The organism is Stenotrophomonas sp. STK17_22 (assembly GCF_051983905.1).
Lineage (GTDB): Bacteria > Pseudomonadota > Gammaproteobacteria > Xanthomonadales > Xanthomonadaceae > Stenotrophomonas > Stenotrophomonas maltophilia_A.
The window spans coordinates 1,456,547-1,471,628 of the sequence record NZ_CP197010.1; the positions used below are offsets into that span (position 1 = coordinate 1,456,547).

Sequence of the window (15,082 nt, forward strand, 5' to 3'; positions counted from 1 at the left end):
CTCACAGTGGCGGGCAGGGGCGGCGTCGTCATGCTGGGCGAGGCGGTCGTTCAGGCGGCGTCGATGGCGTTCAGGGTCAGCTGGCGTGCCCGCTGGTCGGCGGACAACAGGACCTCCAGTGTATCGGCTGGCAGGGTCGGCAGTGTTGAAAGAGCGTTAGCAACCAGCTCCGGGATGGTCAGGAAACCGATCCGGCCCTGAAGAAACGCTGAAACCGCCTCTTCATTGGCAGCGTTCAGCACCGCCGGGGCGGTGCCGCCGGCCCGCATCGCCTGCCAGGCCAGGGCCAGGCAGGGGAAGGCGTCGGTGTCCGGGGCCTCGAAATCGAGCCGGCCCTGGGCCAGCAGATCCAGCCCGGATACGCCCGATTCGATGCGTTGTGGCCAGCCCAGGCCAACGGCCAGTGTGGTGCGCATGTCCGGCAGGCCCATCTGCGCCAGGGTTGAGCCGTCCACGAACTCGACCAGCGAGTGGACCAGGCTCTGCGGGTGCACCAGCACTTCGATGCGCTCACCGGGGATGCCGAACAGGTGGTGGGCCTCGATCACTTCCAGGCCCTTGTTCATCAACGTCGCCGAATCGACCGAGATCTTCGGCCCCATCGACCACTTCGGGTGGGCAACGGCCTGGGCCGGGGTGACCTGGGCCAGCTCGGCGCGGCTGCGGCCACGGAACGGGCCGCCGGAGGCGGTCAGCAGGATGCGGCGCACGCCGGCGCCATCCACGCTGGCATCGCGCGAGCGCAGGCACTGGAAGATCGCGCTGTGTTCGCTGTCGATCGGGATGATCTCGGCGCCGGCGCGTTCTGCGGTGCGGGTCAGCAGCTCACCGGCCAGCACCAGCGATTCCTTGTTGGCCAGCAGGATGCGCTTGCCCGCGGCGGCGGCGGCCAGGGTGGAAGACAGCCCGGCCGCACCGACGATGGCGGCGACCACGGTGTCGCAGGCATCGCTGGCGGCCAGCTGGTCCAGCGCGGCATGGCCGGCATGCGCCTCGGTGGCCAGTCCGGCATCGCGCAGGCCATCGCGCAGCTCAGCGAACAGCGATTCGTCGGCGATCACCGCGTGCGCGGGCCGGTGCTGGCGGCACAGTGCCAGCAACGCCTGCACCTGACGACCGGCGGCCAGCACGGTGGCCTGGTAGCGCTGCGGGTGGCGGGCGATCACGTCCAGCGTGGAGGCACCGATCGAGCCGGTGGCGCCGAATACGGCGACCCGGCGCAGGTCTGCGACAGCATTCATGGTCAGAACCCGAAGATTTCCTTGCCGAGTGCGAACACCGGCACTGCAGCCAGGACGCCGTCGACACGGTCGAGTACGCCACCATGGCCCGGAATCAGGTGGCCCGAGTCCTTGGCGCCCGCGTGGCGCTTGATCAGGCTTTCGAACAGATCACCCAGCACCGAGGCGAATACGGCCACCACCGAAGTGATCAGCAGGCCCGGCAGGTGTGCGGTATCGATGCCGGCCAGCCAGCCCAGGCCGACGGCCACGGCGACACCGGCCAGCAGGCCGCCGAACAGGCCTTCCCAGGTCTTGTTGGGGCTGATGCGCGGGGCCAGCTTGTGCTTGCCGAAGTGACGGCCGGCGAAATAGGCGCCCGAATCGGCCGCCCAGACCAGTGCCAGCGCAGCCAGCAGCCACAGGTGACCCTGCTTGCCCGGCGGATCGCCGCCCGCATGGATCAGCACCAGCGCGGCCCAGGCCGGAACGATGGCCAGCGTACCGGCCAGCATCTTCACGATGCGCGAGGGTGCCGAGGGTTGCGCGCCGAAATTGAAGAAGCGCAGCCAGACCAGCGCCGCCAGCCACCAGGCAACACCGGCCAATGTGGTGATCTGGAACAGCACCAGCGTGCTGCCATCGGCCCACACCAGCAGCACCATCAGCAGCAGGTTCAGTACCAGCAGCACGGTGCGCGCCAGGGTGTCTTCGATGCCGGCCAGCTTCAGCCACTCCCACAGGCCGATCAGCAGCACCGCAGCGGCCGCCGCTGCCAGCCATTGGGTCGGCAGCAGCAGGATCGCGGCAATGGCGACCGGCGCCATGATCAGCGCGGCAAGGACTCGGGTCTTGGTCATGGGCTGGAAGTCTCGGTGGCCAGTGCGGCGATCTGGGCGCTGGTCAGGCCGAAACGACGCTCACGGCTGCCGTAGGCGTCCAGCGCCTGCTGCAGCAGGGCGGGATCGAAGTCTGGCCACAGCGCCTCGGTGAACCACAGCTCGGTGTACGCCAGCTGCCACAGCAGGAAGTTGCTGATGCGGGTGTCGCCACCGGTGCGGATGAACAGGTCCGGTGGCGCTAGGTCGGCCAGGGCGACCTGGCTGCCCAGCAGCGATTCGTCGATCTGTTCGGGCAGCAGGCGGCCGGCGGCGACTTCAGTGGCCAGCGCGCGCGCGGCACGGGCGATGTCCTGGCGGCCACCGTAGCTGGCGGCGATCGACAGGGTCAGGGTGGTGTTGTCTGCGGTGCGCTGCTCGGCCAGCTGCATGCGGCTGACCAGCCCGGCACCGAAGCGTTCGCGCTCGCCGATGAAGCGCACGCGCACGCCACGCCGATGCAGCTCGTCCACTTCGCGGTCGAGCGCGCCGAGGAACAGCTTCATCAACGCATCGACTTCTTCCTGCGGCCGGCCCCAGTTCTCGCTGGAAAACGCGAACAGGGTCAGCGCCGGAATGCCCAGCTCAAGGCAGCGCTCGATGGTGCGGTTGACCGCACGCGCGCCGGCCCGGTGGCCGATCACACGCGGACGACGGCGCTGCTGTGCCCAGCGTCCATTGCCATCCATGATGATGGCAATGTGGCGGGGCAGGGCGGCCGGCAACGGAGGCGGGACTGAAGGCATCGACTTCAGACCGACAGCAGTTCTTTTTCCTTGTCGGCAACGACCTTGTCGACGTCCTTGATGTTGGTGTCGGTCAACTTCTGGATGTCGTCCTCACCGCGCTTCTTCTCGTCTTCGCTGATCGCCTTGTCCTTGACCAGCTTGGCGATTTCCTTGTTCGCGTCCTGACGGATGTTGCGGATCGCGATCTTGGCGCCTTCGCCTTCCTTCTGCACCTGCTTGGCCAGCTCCTTGCGGCGCTCTTCGGTCGGCGGCGGCATGTTGATGCGGATCGCGGTGCCCAGGGTGTTCGGGGTGAACTCGGCGTTGTAGAGACCCTTTTCGATCTCCTTGATCATGCTCTTGTCGAACGGCGTGACCAGCAGCGAGTGGGCGTCGGCGTTGGAGATCGATGCGACCTGGTTCAGCGGGGTGCTGGCGTTGCCATAGGCGCTGACCGTGACGCGGTCCAGCAGGGCCGGGGTGGCGCGGCCGGTGCGGATCGAGGTGAGGGTGTGCTTCAGAGCGTCGATGCTCTTGGCCATGCGCGTCTGCGCGTTGTTCTTGATGTCGTTGAGCATCGCCCGGTCCTGGGTGTAACTGGAATCGGGCGATTATAGGCGAATACGGGACGCTGCCGGGCCTGAATCGGCCCGCAGCTCGCCTGGCGCTCAGGCTCAGGCCGGATCGCGGCCCTGGACCAGGGTGCCGATGTTCTCGCCGTTGAGGATCTTCAGCAGCTCACCGGGCTGGCCCATGTCGAACACGCGCATCGGCAGGTCGCTGTCGCGGGCCAGCGCGAAGGCGGCGGTATCCATCACTTCCAGGCCGCGGCGGATCACTTCGTCGTAGCTCAGGCTGTCGAAGCGGACCGCGTCGCTGTACTTGTTCGGGTCCTTGTCGTACACGCCATCGACCTTGGTGGCCTTCAGCAGCAGGTCGGCACCGATCTCGATCGCACGCAGCGCGGCGCCGGAGTCGGTGGTGAAGAACGGGCTGCCGACGCCGGCGGCGAAAATCACCAGGCGGCCCTTTTCCAGGTGGCGGATGGCGCGGCGGCGGATGTAGTCCTCGCACACGTCGTTGATCTTGATCGCGCTCATCACGCGGGCCTTGGCGCCCAGCTTTTCCAGGGCGTCCTGCATGGCCAGGGCGTTGATGACCGTGGCCAGCATGCCCATCTGGTCGCCGGTGACCCGGTCCATGCCGCCAGCGGCCAGGCCGGCGCCGCGGAAGATGTTGCCGCCGCCGATCACCAGCGCCACTTCGGCACCGGCCTGCTGGGCTTCGATGACCTCACGGGCCAGGCGATTGATGATCTTCGGGTCGATGCCGTAGTCCTCATCTCCCATCAGCGCCTCCCCGGACAGTTTCAGAAGGATGCGACGATAGGCGAGCTTGGACATAGGGACCTCGGGTGCGTGGAAATCGCGGGCGATTCTACGCGCATGCGGCGTTGGGCCAAAGTGTTTTGTGCACTGCGGCGCGAAATCCTGCCGTCCGCCCCGCTCACGCGGGGCGTCCCGTTCAGCCCAGCTCGGCGCCGGCGGTGGCTGAAAGCTCGTCGTGGCCGAGGGCGCCGGGGGAGCGGGCGATCACCCGGTTGCGGCCCAGGTTCTTCGAGCGGTACAGCACATCGTCGGCTGCGCGCAGCAGGTCCTGCACGTCGGCAAAGCGTTCGTAGCCGCCCTGGGTGGCCACGCCGGCGGAGAAGGTGACGAACAGCGGGCCTCCCTCCAGCTCGGCCATCGGCGTGGCGACGATGTTGGCCAGCACACGCCGGATCACGTCCAGCGCCACCGATTCACTGGTGTTGGGCAGCAGCGCGACGAATTCCTCGCCACCGAAGCGGGCCACGGTGTCGCTGTTGCGCAGCTGGCCCTGCAGCTTGCCGGCAAAGGCGCGCAGCACCTCGTCGCCGGTCAGGTGGCCGTGGGCATCATTGATTTTCTTGAAGTCGTCCAGGTCGATGAAGGCCACCGACAGCGGCCAGCCCTGACGCCCGGCGCGCAGGAACTCCTGTTCCAGCACCGCCTCCAGCTGGCGGCGGTTGAGCACGCCGGTCAGGGCGTCGCGGTGGGCCTGGTCGGCCAGGCGCTTGGCCCGCGCCTCGAATTCGTCGGCGCGGCGGCGTGCCTGATCGGCATCCTGCAGCTCGCGCAGGTTGCGCAGGGTGGCCAGCTCCTGCGCGTGGTCGATCAGCTCCCTGACCCGCGAGGGCGAGTTCAGGCCGGCCTCGAACAGGCTGGCGATATCCGGAAGGGCATCGCTGATGCGGGTCAGCACCTGATCGAAACGGGCGCTGTCGAGCTCCAGCCGGTCATGCACCTGGTGCAGAGCGCGTTCGCGGGCGGCATCGGCGTCTTCGTCCAGCCAGATGTCGGCGACAGCGCCGGACAGCTGCACGCACGCCTGGAACGGCGAATCGGCAGCGTCGTCGTCCTCGCTGTGGCTGATGCTTTCCACCAGGTAGCGCGGCAGGCCCCACTGTTCGGCCACCCAGGCGCCGACATCGGCGTGGCTGCAGCCCAGTTCCTCGCGCTCGCGTGCGACCAGATCGGTATTGTCACGGGCTTCGCGCAGCAGTGGCAGGTAGCGCTCCGATTCGGCCTGGGCCAGGCACAGCACGCCCAGGTCCTGCAGCAGCCCGGCCAGCATCAGTTCCTCCAGCCGGCGCAGGCCGCGCGCCTGGCCCAGCTGGCTGGCGGCCAGGGCGCTGAGAATGCTGCGCTTCCACGCGCGCTGGCGCAGGTCGTGGTCGGCACCGCCGCCACCGGTCAGGCCCTGGGTGACGGTGAAGCCGAGGGCGAGGCTGATCGTGGCATTCAGGCCGAGCATGGTCAGCGCCTGGCCGAGGTTCTCGATGCGGCGGCGGCTGGCGTACAGCGGCGAATTGGCGATGCGCAGCATGCGAGCGCTCAGCGCCATGTCGATGGCGATGATGTCGGCGGCGGTGGCGATGTCCGCTTCCGGGTCCTGGGCCAGCTCGATGATGCGCAGGGCAATACCGGGTGGCGAGGGCAGGTTGCGGCAGAGCGCCAGGGCAGCTGTCAGCTCGGGAGGCATGTCGGGTCGTTCAATTCCATTGGGACAAGAATACCTAGGAATGCATCACAGTCCGCGATTTTCGTTCCTGCTATGTGACTGTGGATTCCCTGCGCCGAGTATCGGCTTGATTCGCGCGCAACGCAAAGGTGCCGGTGTGCGCACCAACGGTGTGCACCCACAGATTCGGCCACCCACAGGTGAAGGGCACCCATAGGCCCGCCGGCATAAAAAAAAGAGCCGCGGTTTCCCGCGGCTCCTTCTGGTCGCTTCACAGTCGGAAGGCTGGAATCAGACCTGCATCGCCTTGGCAACTTCAGCGGCGTAGTCTTCCACCACCTTCTCGATGCCTTCGCCGACGATCAGCAGCTTGAAGCCAGCCACGTCGGCGCCAGCGGCCTTGACCACCTGCTCGACGGTGGTGTCGCCCAGCACGTAGGTCTGGCCGTACAGGGTCACGTCGCTGACGATCTTGTTGATCTTGCCGCTGATGATCTTTTCCAGGATCTCGGCCGGCTTGGCCTTGTCCTTTTCGGACATCTTGGCCAGCTCGATTTCCTTTTCCTTCTCGACGAACTCGGCCGGGACGTCCGCAGCCTTGTTGTGCGGCGGCTTCAGGGCTGCCACGTGCATGGCCAGGCCACGGGCCAGCTCGACGTCGCCGCCGACCAGGTCGACCAGCACGCCAACCTTGCCGTTGGTGTGGACGTAGGCGCCGATGGTGTTGTTGCCATCAACCTTCACCATGCGACGGATCTGGATGTTTTCACCCAGGGTCTGCACGGCGGTGGCGCGGGCTTCTTCAACGGTGCGGCCATCGGCCAGCTTGGCAGCCTTCACGGCTTCGACGTCGTTGGCGCCCGATGCCAGGGCGGCAGCGGCGACGGCATTGACGAAGGACTTGAAGTTGTCATCGTTGGCGACGAAGTCGGTTTCCGAGTTGACTTCGACCAGCACGGCCTTGCCGCCATCCTGGGCCAGGCCCAGACGGCCTTCGGCGGCCACGCGGTCAGCCTTCTTGTCGGCCTTGGCAGCGCCGGACTTGCGCATGGCTTCAGCAGCAGCGTTGATGTCGCCGTTGGCTTCGGTGAGAGCCTTCTTGCATTCCATCATGCCGGCGCCGGTGCGCTCGCGCAGTTCCTTGACCAGGGAAGCAGTGATTTCCACGGGATTACCTCACGAAAGAAAGGGGTTGGGCCGGCATGGTGGCCGGCCCGTGTGACACGGTCCTGTCACGCGCCAAAGGCTGCGCGCAGGGAGGGTGGACGCCGGGCGTCCACCCCGGGGCCTGGATCAGGCCTGGGCGTCGTCGCCCTTCTTGGCAGCCTTCTTGGCCGGAGCGCGGCGGGCCGGCTTCTCTTCGCCTTCAGCAGCGGCTTCGGCGAACTCTTCCTCACGCACCGAAGCAGCGTGCGGAGCAGCAGCCTTGCCTTCCAGCACGGCGTCGGCAGCGGCGCGGGCGTACAGCTGCACAGCGCGGATGGCGTCGTCGTTGCCCGGGATGGCGTAGTCCACCAGTTCCGGGTTGTAGTTGGTGTCGACCACGGCGATGACCGGGATGCCCAGCTTCTTGGCTTCCTTGATCGCGATGTCTTCGTGGCCGATGTCGATCACGAAGATGGCGTCCGGCAGACGGTTCATGTCCTTGATGCCGCCCAGCGAGGCTTCCAGCTTGTCGCGCTCGCGACGCAGGCCCAGCACTTCGTGCTTGACCAGCTTCTCGAAGGTGCCGTCGGTTTCACCGGCTTCCAGTTCCTTCAGGCGGGCAACCGACTGCTTGACGGTACGGAAGTTGGTCAGGGTGCCGCCCAGCCAACGCTGGTTCATGAACGGCATGCCGCAACGCTCGGCTTCTTCCTTGATGGTTTCGCGGGCGCTGCGCTTGGTGCCCAGGAACAGGACGGTGCCGCGCTTCTGGGCAACCGACGAGATGAAGTTCATCGCATCGTTGAACAGCGGGACGGTCTTTTCCAGGTTGATGATGTGGATCTTGCCGCGGGCGCCGAAGATGTACGGAGCCATCTTCGGGTTCCAGTAGCGGGTCTGGTGGCCGAAGTGGACGCCGGCTTCCAGCATCTGACGCATGGTGACCTGGGGCATTGCAATACTCCTGATATGGAACCGGCGTTTCCGCCCGCGGGATAGGTATGCGGGACGCGTGGAAGCGCGGATGGTTCCGGGGGTTGGGCTTCCCTGTTGCCTCCGTGGCCGAACTCCTTGACGGAGCACCCCGGCACGGATGGGGGCAGCAGGTGTGGATTCACCGGTGACGTCCGGTGTGGACGGTCTCCCGCGCACGCAGGCGGCAGGAATCCGGTCGATTATAGCCCGCTGGGAGCGCTCGCTGCAATTGCCGGGTCCGGCGCGGTGAGATCGACCACGCGGCCGTCCTGCAGCCGGGCCTGGAAATGGCCACCGGCATAGCCGTCGGCATGGACGGAGAGGGCCCAGCGGCGTTCCCGGCCCGCCAGCAGGTAGCCGGCCAGTCCCGGCAGCAGCAGGGTGCGGCGTCCATCGCCGGCGACGAACGCAAGATCGTGCAGGCGGGCGTGTACCGTGCCTGCGTTATGCAGTCGCAGAAGGGGCTGCGACGTTCCGGGCTCTATCCCGGCATGCAGGTCCGGCCGCGCCAGGGGCGCCGCATGCCCCCGGAACAAGGGGAGCGAGTAGCGTGGCAGGTCCGGTCCGCTGGGGCTCAGGATCACCCGGTAGGCCTGCTCGACGGCAACGGGCGACGTCTCCCGAGGCAGCAGCCAGATGCGTTGACGGGTGCCGGGCGGGAGGTCGAGCCGGGCGGGGCTGGCCAGGATCTGGTCGCTGGGCCGCAGCTTTTCCGCATCGACCTGCTGTTCCCAGGCCAGGATCCGAACCTCGCCCTGCCAGCGGCCGGGCCCGGGGTTGTACAGCCACAGCTCGCCGTGCCCCCCTTCGGCGGGCAGCTGCAGGGTGGTGGGCACCAGGTCCAGCGCCGCAGCGGGCAGTGCCAGCAGCAGTGCCAGCAGGCTCAGCAGGATGCGCATCAGTAGATGAGGGTCACGGCAGGCGCCGCGTCGTCGCTGTCGGCCGGCGGCGCGAGGTCGCGGATCTGTTGCGGAAGCTCGGGCGCGTCGCTGCGCCGGTGCGGTGCCGCGCATCGGGTGTTGCCGGCATCACTGCTGCAGCCCTCGACCACAGTCAGCCGGATCTGCAGGGAGGTGCTGCCGGGATCGGCCCACGCGGGCATACTGGCGACCAGCATCGCCCCGATTAGAAGTGCGCGAACCACCTGCCATCCACCGTACTGTAGGACCCGTTGCGCGGTATCGGCCGGATCGGCCGAATCTGTAGGCTCGACTGCCAGTCGACTGGTCCTGGCGCAGGAGGGATGCGCGCATCCACGCACGGCGTGGATCTACCGGAACCCATCCCGGTGGATGCCGACCATTCCAATCCATCCCGGTGGATGCCGACCGTTCCAAGCCCACCCCGGTGGGTGCCGACCGTTGGTCGGCACACAGGTCAGTAAGTGATCGTCACCTGCACCAGATCGTTGTAGGTACCGGCCGGGGGCTGGCCGGTGACCGGCGGCACCCGGCCATGGATGGTCAGCTGCTGCGCGCTGCCACTTCCGGTGCCGCCAACGGTATCGACGTTGAGGGTATTGCCCCAGCGCAGGCTGCGCGCGGCGTCGCGGTACAGCTCATAGGGTAGGTAGTAGGTGCCGCTGCCAATGGTGGTGGCCATGCGCCGGGTGGTGGAGGCGGCGGGGTTGTTCTGGCCGTTGTTGAGGCTGATCTGGTAGGCGGTGTTCTTCAGGCAGGTCAGCGTGAGCGTGGCGGTCCGGTCGATGTTGGCGGGAATGCTGCCGGTGACGTTGCCGAAGTCCATGTTGGTGGTGACGTAGCTGCCGCATTGCGGCAGCACGTTGGCAGTGGCAGTGAAGCTGAAGGCCGCACTGGCGCTGTTGGTGCCGGTTGCGCCGCCGTTGCAGGCGGCCGGCACGGTGGCGTTGCCGAGCAGGACTTCATTCCAGGCCCAGGTGAGCACCACGTTGGCGCCACTGAAGGTGCTGCTGTAAGCACCCGAAGCGAGGATCTGGTTGGCGGGGATCTGCGCGAACAGCTGCACGGACTGCGCACCGCTGCCGCCGGTCAGCAGCGGCACGTTGTAGCTCATGGTCAGTTCCTGCGCCGGCGGCGTGCCGCGTGGCACCAGGCCGGTGACCTGGCCGTAGCTGGCGTTGTTGTAGAGCTGGAAATTCATGGTGTCGCTGCTGGAAGTGGACATCGTGCGGAAGGTGGAGCTGCTGCCGCCGCCACTGCCTGCGCCGACACCCACGCAGACGCGGACGCCGGTGGTGGCCAGCAGGCTCAGTGCGGCGGTGGTGCAGGTCACCGTGATGTTCAGCGTCGCCGCCGTAGGGCCGGGAGCGTTGCTGTTGATGTTGCCGAACGGCAGGGTCGGGTTCGCGGTTGCCGTGCAGACCGCTGTCGCCTGGGCCGGTAGTGCCGCGAGCAGGCCGGCGAACAGCAGCATGCCGAGCAGCAGCACTCTCATGGCGCCACCTCCGGGATGCACGGCAGCGGTGCCGGCTTCGGCCGGGCGCCGGACGCCACTACCTTGGGCTGCTCGGGTACCTTCACCCGGCACTGGCCGCGGCTGGTGGTGATGTACAGCACGCTGCCGGCAGCGACGTCTTCCAGATACAGCAGGCCGTCATAGCCCACCGTGGCCTGGCGTCCGCCGGGCAACTGCACTTCGCTGCCCACTTCCAGCGGCTGCCCGTCCATGCTCTGAAGCGTCAGGCTCAGAGAGGGCCGCGAGCGCAACTGGAATGTCACGTGGGTCCCAGCGCGCTGGCGCGGCGTCACCCAGTCCTCGATGCGGTCGGCACGCATGTCCTCGGGCAGGTCCAGGGTGTCGATCGAGACCCGGTTGCGCTGCTAGGACAGCAGCGGGCTGATCAGCAACAGGCCACGATCATCGGTGACGCCGATCAGACGGTTCTCCAGCCGCACCGGCACGCCACCGACACCATTGGTGCTGATCACCGCGAATGCATCGGAGACCTCGCGGGTGGCGAACGCGTGCCCGCCCATCCAGACCAGGCTGCCACTGGCGCTGCCGTAGGCATAGTTGAGCCCGCCCTGGCGAGAGGCGCCGAAGGAGTAGCGGCCGACGTCATTGAGGATGCCGACTTCGGCCAGGCCGCCACTGCCGTCCTCGCCGTGGCGCACCTGCGCGCGCCAACCGATGCCGCCTGCACTGCCATCGCCGGGCACCGGCTGGGTGACGTCGGCCACCCACGTCTGGCTGTCGCCATTGCGCTGGCTGGACAGGCTGGCCTGGCGGTTGTTGCCCAGGCTGGCCGTCACCGACAGATAGATGCTGCGGTCATCACTCTGGTCCAGGTTCTGGTTCACCGAGAGGTAGGCTGACCAGCGCTGGCTCCAGGTGCGCGACCAGAACAGGCTGGCGTAGCGGTTGTCTTCGCCATCGGGGTAGCGCAGGCGCAGGTAGCTGGCGCTGAGCGTGCCCAGCCGCAGCAGATCCGCGCCGACCGTGGCCTGTTCGCTGATGCTGGGTGGCAGGTTGCCCTGCAGTGCGCCCAGGTCGCGGTAATCACCATGGCTGCGCACGGTGCGCAGATTGACGTTGAGTCGGCGGTTGTTCCAACTGTAGCCCAGTGCCCATTGCCCGCCCTGCAGGCCGTGATAGTCACTGTGCGCATATGCGGCGTTGAACACGCCCGCGCCACCCAGCAGCCACCAGCCGCCGATGCCGGCCTGGGCCAGGCCACCACCGCCTTCGGCATGAGCCTCGCCGGTGAACGTGTCACTGATGCCACCGCGCCAGCTGGCACTGGCCACGGTGCGGTCGTCGTAGGCGAAGGAGCGCTGGCCGAAGTCCTCACGCAGGTGGCCGATGCCGGCGGACCAGTCCGACAGGCCCTTGGCCAGCAGTTGCTGGGTGCCATAGAAACTGAAATCCAGTGTCTGCATGCGGCCGAATGCGTCGGTGACCACCACCTGTGCGCTGCCGGTGCCGCTTATCCCCGGCTGTGCGGCCAGCTGGAACGGGCCGACCGGGACCTGGCCGCTGTACTGGCGCAGGCCATCGACGTACAGCTCGACCGTGGACGGCACCACCGCCTGGCCGAGGAAACTGGGCGTGGGGGTCAGCACGCGATAGGGCTGCAGGCCGTAGTTGCGACCGATCTGCAGGCCACCCAGGCGCACCGGACGGGTCCAGTCGACGAAGCCGCTGTAGAAATCGCCGACCTCCAGCGTCATCGCCTGGTCGGGGAAATCCAGGCTCCAGCGCGTATCCAGGCGCACGCTCTCACCACGCCAGCGACGGTCGCCAGGCTGCTGGTAGCGCCTGCTGACCGCGGTGTTTTCGAAGGTGCCGTTGCCGACGCCGAACAGGCGCAGTTCGGAGCTCAGGCTGAGGTTGCTCAGCGTATCCACCCGGCTGCCATACACGTCGTAGTTGAGCAGCAGTCCGGGTGAGGCACTGCCTGCGGGCGCGCGTGTCTGCGGGCGGCTGAGCACGGTGGTTGGCAGGGTCAGCTGGTCCAGTGGCACGTCCAGCGCCAGGGTCTGCAGGCGTGCGTCATAGCGCACCACCGCGCCGCTGATCTGGTCCAGGTACACCGGTGCATCGCCGTGGGCGTTGAAGCCGAGCTGGCGCAGTACGTCGGGGCTGGCCTGCAGGCGGCCACGGTTCTCGATGAAAGGCAGCAGTCCGCGTGGGGTGCTGTTGAGCGAAACGTCCAGGTACAGCGTCTGGTTGGCGGTCAACGGTGTGGGCGGTGGCAGCATCGCATCGGCGGAGATGCCTGATACATCGGCGGTGGCGGTAGCCGCTGCACCGGACACATCGGCGGCTTGGGTCGCCGCAGGAGCCAGGGCAGCAAGCAGCGCGCCCATCAACGCCTCAGCGAGCCGATGGGGGCGACAGCGGCGTCTGTTCCGACTCGCCATTGAGCTTGGCCGTGATCTGGTCGTTGTCGCGGTCGATCGCCGTGCGCTCGATCGGCCAGCGCATCACCTGCCCGGGCAGCACGTAACCCAGCAGTCCGGGATGCACGATGCGTGGGCGCGTGGGGCTGCCCAGCGCAAGATCGGCGATCTGCGCATAGCTGTTGCCTGCGTTGGCCACCTCGACGCCGTTGCGGCCATCGGGCAACTGCACCAGGCGGGCCTGCAGCTGCGGCGCAAGCTTGCCGGCGGCGGGCTGCACGAACACCGGTATCGAATAGCGCAGCACGAACTGCATGCCGTCGGCGCGGGTGGCCAGGTCGGGCACCTCGTCGACAATCAGCCTGTAGTACTGCTGTGCCGGCGGTGGCGTCCTGTCCGGACGCATCACCCGGACCAGCTGCTGCTGCCCGGCAGCCAGTTCCTGCATCGGCGGGGTGACCACCAGTTCATCGGTGGGCAACAGTTGCTCCTGGCCGTCCTGCTGCACCCAGCGGAACACCCGAACCTGCAGCTTCACCGGCGAGGTGCCACTGTTGGTCAGCCAAAGCTCGCCGGCACGCTGGCGCGCTTCCAGCTGCAGGCTGGTCGGGGCGACCTGCAGGCTGGTGGCTTCGACCGGGGCGGCGAATACCAGGCTCAGGACGAGCAGCGCCACGCCGGTGGCGCGCCACGGGCGGGGTCCGGCCATGCGGGCGTGCTCCATCAATAGGTGATCGTGGCGGTAACCGTATCCAGGTAGTTGCCGGTCGCCGGGTTGTTGGTGCTCAGGTTCAGGATCTGGCCGTAGACGATGTAGGGCACGGCCAGGCCGGTGCCGATGCCAGCCTGGGTGTTGGTGCCGGAGGTGGCACCCCAGACCAGGGTGTGCGCGGCGTCCTGGTAGAGCTGGTAGCCGACGTAGTTGTTGGCGGTCACCGCGGCGTTGGTGTTCTTCATCCGGCGAGTGGTGACGTCATTCGCGGTGCTGGCATTGGCACCCGCATTCAGTGAAATCGTGTACGGGGTCAGTGCCGAGCACTGGGCGGTCACCGTGCCCTGACCCAGGGTGGGGGTCGCGGTGGTCGAGGCCGCCGTGCCGAAGTCAACGTTGGTGGCGGCAGCAGCCGTGATCGTGCAGGCCTTGGTCACCACCAGGGTGACATTGAAGGTGGTGGTGTCTGCGGCCAGGGCCGGGCCGGACAGCAGCACCCCGGCCAGGGCCCAGGCAAGCGGGGAACGAAGCGCGGATCGCATGGACAACCTCCCTGACCCGAAGGTCCGTTGAACAAGGCGAAGGCGGCACGTTCGGCACCGCTTCGGCGACGGTGACCCCAGCTTAGGAGGCGTAAGTGTCTGTATTCCGTGATAAACAGGGAGACGAAAGGGGGGCGGCGATCACGCTTTCACTTTCCTTGCCGGAACCGTGCATGGCCCGGATCGCCAGTTGGGTGGCGTTCGTTCAGATTGTGGCCGGATCGGCGATAATGGGGGCCATGAGCGTGAATCTGAAAACCCCGCAGGAAATCGAGATGATGCGAATCGCCGGCCGCATGGCCAGCGAAGTGCTCGACATCGTCACCCCCCACGTCAAGCCCGGTGTCACCACCGAGGAACTGGACCGCATCTGCCACGACCACATCGTGAACGTGCAGGGCGCCGTTCCGGCCAACGTCGGCTACCGCGGCTTCCCGAAGACCGTGTGCACCTCGGTCAACAACGTCATCTGCCATGGCATCCCCAGCGAAGGGAAGGTGCTCAAGGATGGCGACATCATCAACATCGACGTCACCGTCATCAAGGATGGCTGGCACGGCGACACCAGCCGCATGTACTTCGTCGGCACCCCGTCGGTGATGGCCCGCCGCCTGGTGGAAACCACCTACGAAGCCATGTGGCGCGGCATCCGCGCGGTGCGTCCGGGCGCGACCCTGGGCGACATCGGCCATGCCATCCAGAGCTATGCCGAAGGCGAGCGTTTCAGCGTGGTGCGCGAGTACTGCGGCCACGGCATCGGCAAGGTCTACCACGATGAGCCGCAGGTGGTGCATTACGGCCGCCCGGGCCAGGGCCTGGTGCTGCAGCCTGGCATGACCTTCACCATCGAGCCGATGATCAACGAGGGCACCCGCTACAACAAGGTGCTGCCGGATGGCTGGACCGTGGTGACCAAGGACCGCAAGCTGTCGGCACAGTGGGAGCACATGATCGCGGTCACCGAGACCGGCGTGGACGTGCTGACCCTGTCGCCGGGCGAGTCGCAGGTCTCCTGA

General features: G+C 67.3%; 14 protein-coding genes and 1 pseudogene. 1 reads left to right on the forward strand and 14 read right to left on the reverse strand.

Features of this window, described 5'->3' with window-relative positions:
• Positions 1-50: 50 nt before the first annotated feature.
• The 14 genes and pseudogenes from ACSYS9_RS06600 to ACSYS9_RS06665 all read right to left on the reverse strand — a co-directional run bounded on the left by ACSYS9_RS06600 (position 51) and on the right by ACSYS9_RS06665 (position 14,066).
• Positions 51-1,241, reverse strand: coding sequence for a 1-deoxy-D-xylulose-5-phosphate reductoisomerase (locus ACSYS9_RS06600; protein ID WP_071228444.1), 1,191 nt, complete (start codon positions 1,239-1,241; stop codon positions 51-53).
• Positions 1,242-1,243: 2 nt separating this feature from the next.
• On the reverse strand, positions 1,244-2,080 hold the full coding sequence (locus ACSYS9_RS06605; RefSeq protein ID WP_010486331.1) for a phosphatidate cytidylyltransferase: 837 nt from the start codon (positions 2,078-2,080) through the stop codon (positions 1,244-1,246).
• Complete coding sequence (uppS, locus tag ACSYS9_RS06610) at positions 2,077-2,844, reverse strand: polyprenyl diphosphate synthase (protein ID WP_071228443.1); 768 nt, start codon at positions 2,842-2,844, stop codon at positions 2,077-2,079. Before uppS ends, ACSYS9_RS06605 begins: the two co-directional genes overlap by 4 nt.
• Positions 2,845-2,849: 5 nt before the next feature.
• Entirely contained in the window at positions 2,850-3,404 is a 555-nt protein-coding gene (frr, locus tag ACSYS9_RS06615; RefSeq protein WP_032127942.1) for a ribosome recycling factor, read from the reverse strand.
• Between the two features lie 96 nt (positions 3,405-3,500).
• Positions 3,501-4,229 (reverse strand): UMP kinase, encoded by a 729-nt coding sequence (pyrH, locus tag ACSYS9_RS06620; RefSeq protein ID WP_012510513.1) that lies wholly within the window; start codon positions 4,227-4,229, stop codon positions 3,501-3,503.
• 121 nt (positions 4,230-4,350) lie between these two features.
• Positions 4,351-5,889 carry a GGDEF domain-containing protein gene (locus ACSYS9_RS06625; protein ID WP_049399536.1) on the reverse strand — a complete coding sequence of 513 codons (1,539 nt, stop codon included), beginning with the start codon at positions 5,887-5,889 and terminating at the stop codon, positions 4,351-4,353.
• A 270-nt stretch (positions 5,890-6,159) separates the two neighbouring features.
• Complete coding sequence (gene tsf / locus ACSYS9_RS06630) at positions 6,160-7,035, reverse strand: translation elongation factor Ts (RefSeq protein ID WP_032127939.1); 876 nt, start codon at positions 7,033-7,035, stop codon at positions 6,160-6,162.
• A 126-nt stretch (positions 7,036-7,161) separates the two neighbouring features.
• The gene (gene rpsB, locus ACSYS9_RS06635) at positions 7,162-7,968 is read right to left on the reverse strand and encodes a 30S ribosomal protein S2 (protein WP_005408748.1); all 807 of its coding nucleotides are present in this window, start codon (positions 7,966-7,968) and stop codon (positions 7,162-7,164) included.
• A 221-nt stretch (positions 7,969-8,189) separates the two neighbouring features.
• On the reverse strand, positions 8,190-8,888 hold the full coding sequence (locus tag ACSYS9_RS06640; protein ID WP_071228442.1) for a fimbrial biogenesis chaperone: 699 nt from the start codon (positions 8,886-8,888) through the stop codon (positions 8,190-8,192).
• Positions 8,888-9,106 carry a hypothetical protein gene (locus ACSYS9_RS06645; RefSeq protein ID WP_071228441.1) on the reverse strand — a complete coding sequence of 73 codons (219 nt, stop codon included), beginning with the start codon at positions 9,104-9,106 and terminating at the stop codon, positions 8,888-8,890. Before ACSYS9_RS06645 ends, ACSYS9_RS06640 begins: the two co-directional genes overlap by 1 nt.
• 260 nt (positions 9,107-9,366) lie before the next feature.
• Positions 9,367-10,404 (reverse strand): Csu type fimbrial protein, encoded by a 1,038-nt coding sequence (locus ACSYS9_RS06650; protein WP_049463631.1) that lies wholly within the window; start codon positions 10,402-10,404, stop codon positions 9,367-9,369.
• Positions 10,401-12,779: pseudogene (locus ACSYS9_RS06655) on the reverse strand (fimbria/pilus outer membrane usher protein). The gene ACSYS9_RS06650 and the pseudogene ACSYS9_RS06655 overlap by 4 nt, the downstream one beginning before the upstream one ends.
• A 7-nt stretch (positions 12,780-12,786) precedes the next feature.
• Positions 12,787-13,536 (reverse strand): fimbrial biogenesis chaperone, encoded by a 750-nt coding sequence (locus tag ACSYS9_RS06660; protein ID WP_049399527.1) that lies wholly within the window; start codon positions 13,534-13,536, stop codon positions 12,787-12,789.
• Positions 13,536-14,066, reverse strand: coding sequence for a Csu type fimbrial protein (locus tag ACSYS9_RS06665; protein WP_032127934.1), 531 nt, complete (start codon positions 14,064-14,066; stop codon positions 13,536-13,538). The genes ACSYS9_RS06660 and ACSYS9_RS06665 overlap by 1 nt, the downstream gene beginning before the upstream one ends.
• Positions 14,067-14,239: 173 nt before the next feature.
• Here ACSYS9_RS06665 and map point away from each other — a divergent pair, with 173 nt between their 5' ends.
• Complete coding sequence (gene map, locus ACSYS9_RS06670; protein ID WP_080355365.1) at positions 14,240-15,082, forward strand: type I methionyl aminopeptidase; 843 nt, start codon at positions 14,240-14,242, stop codon at positions 15,080-15,082.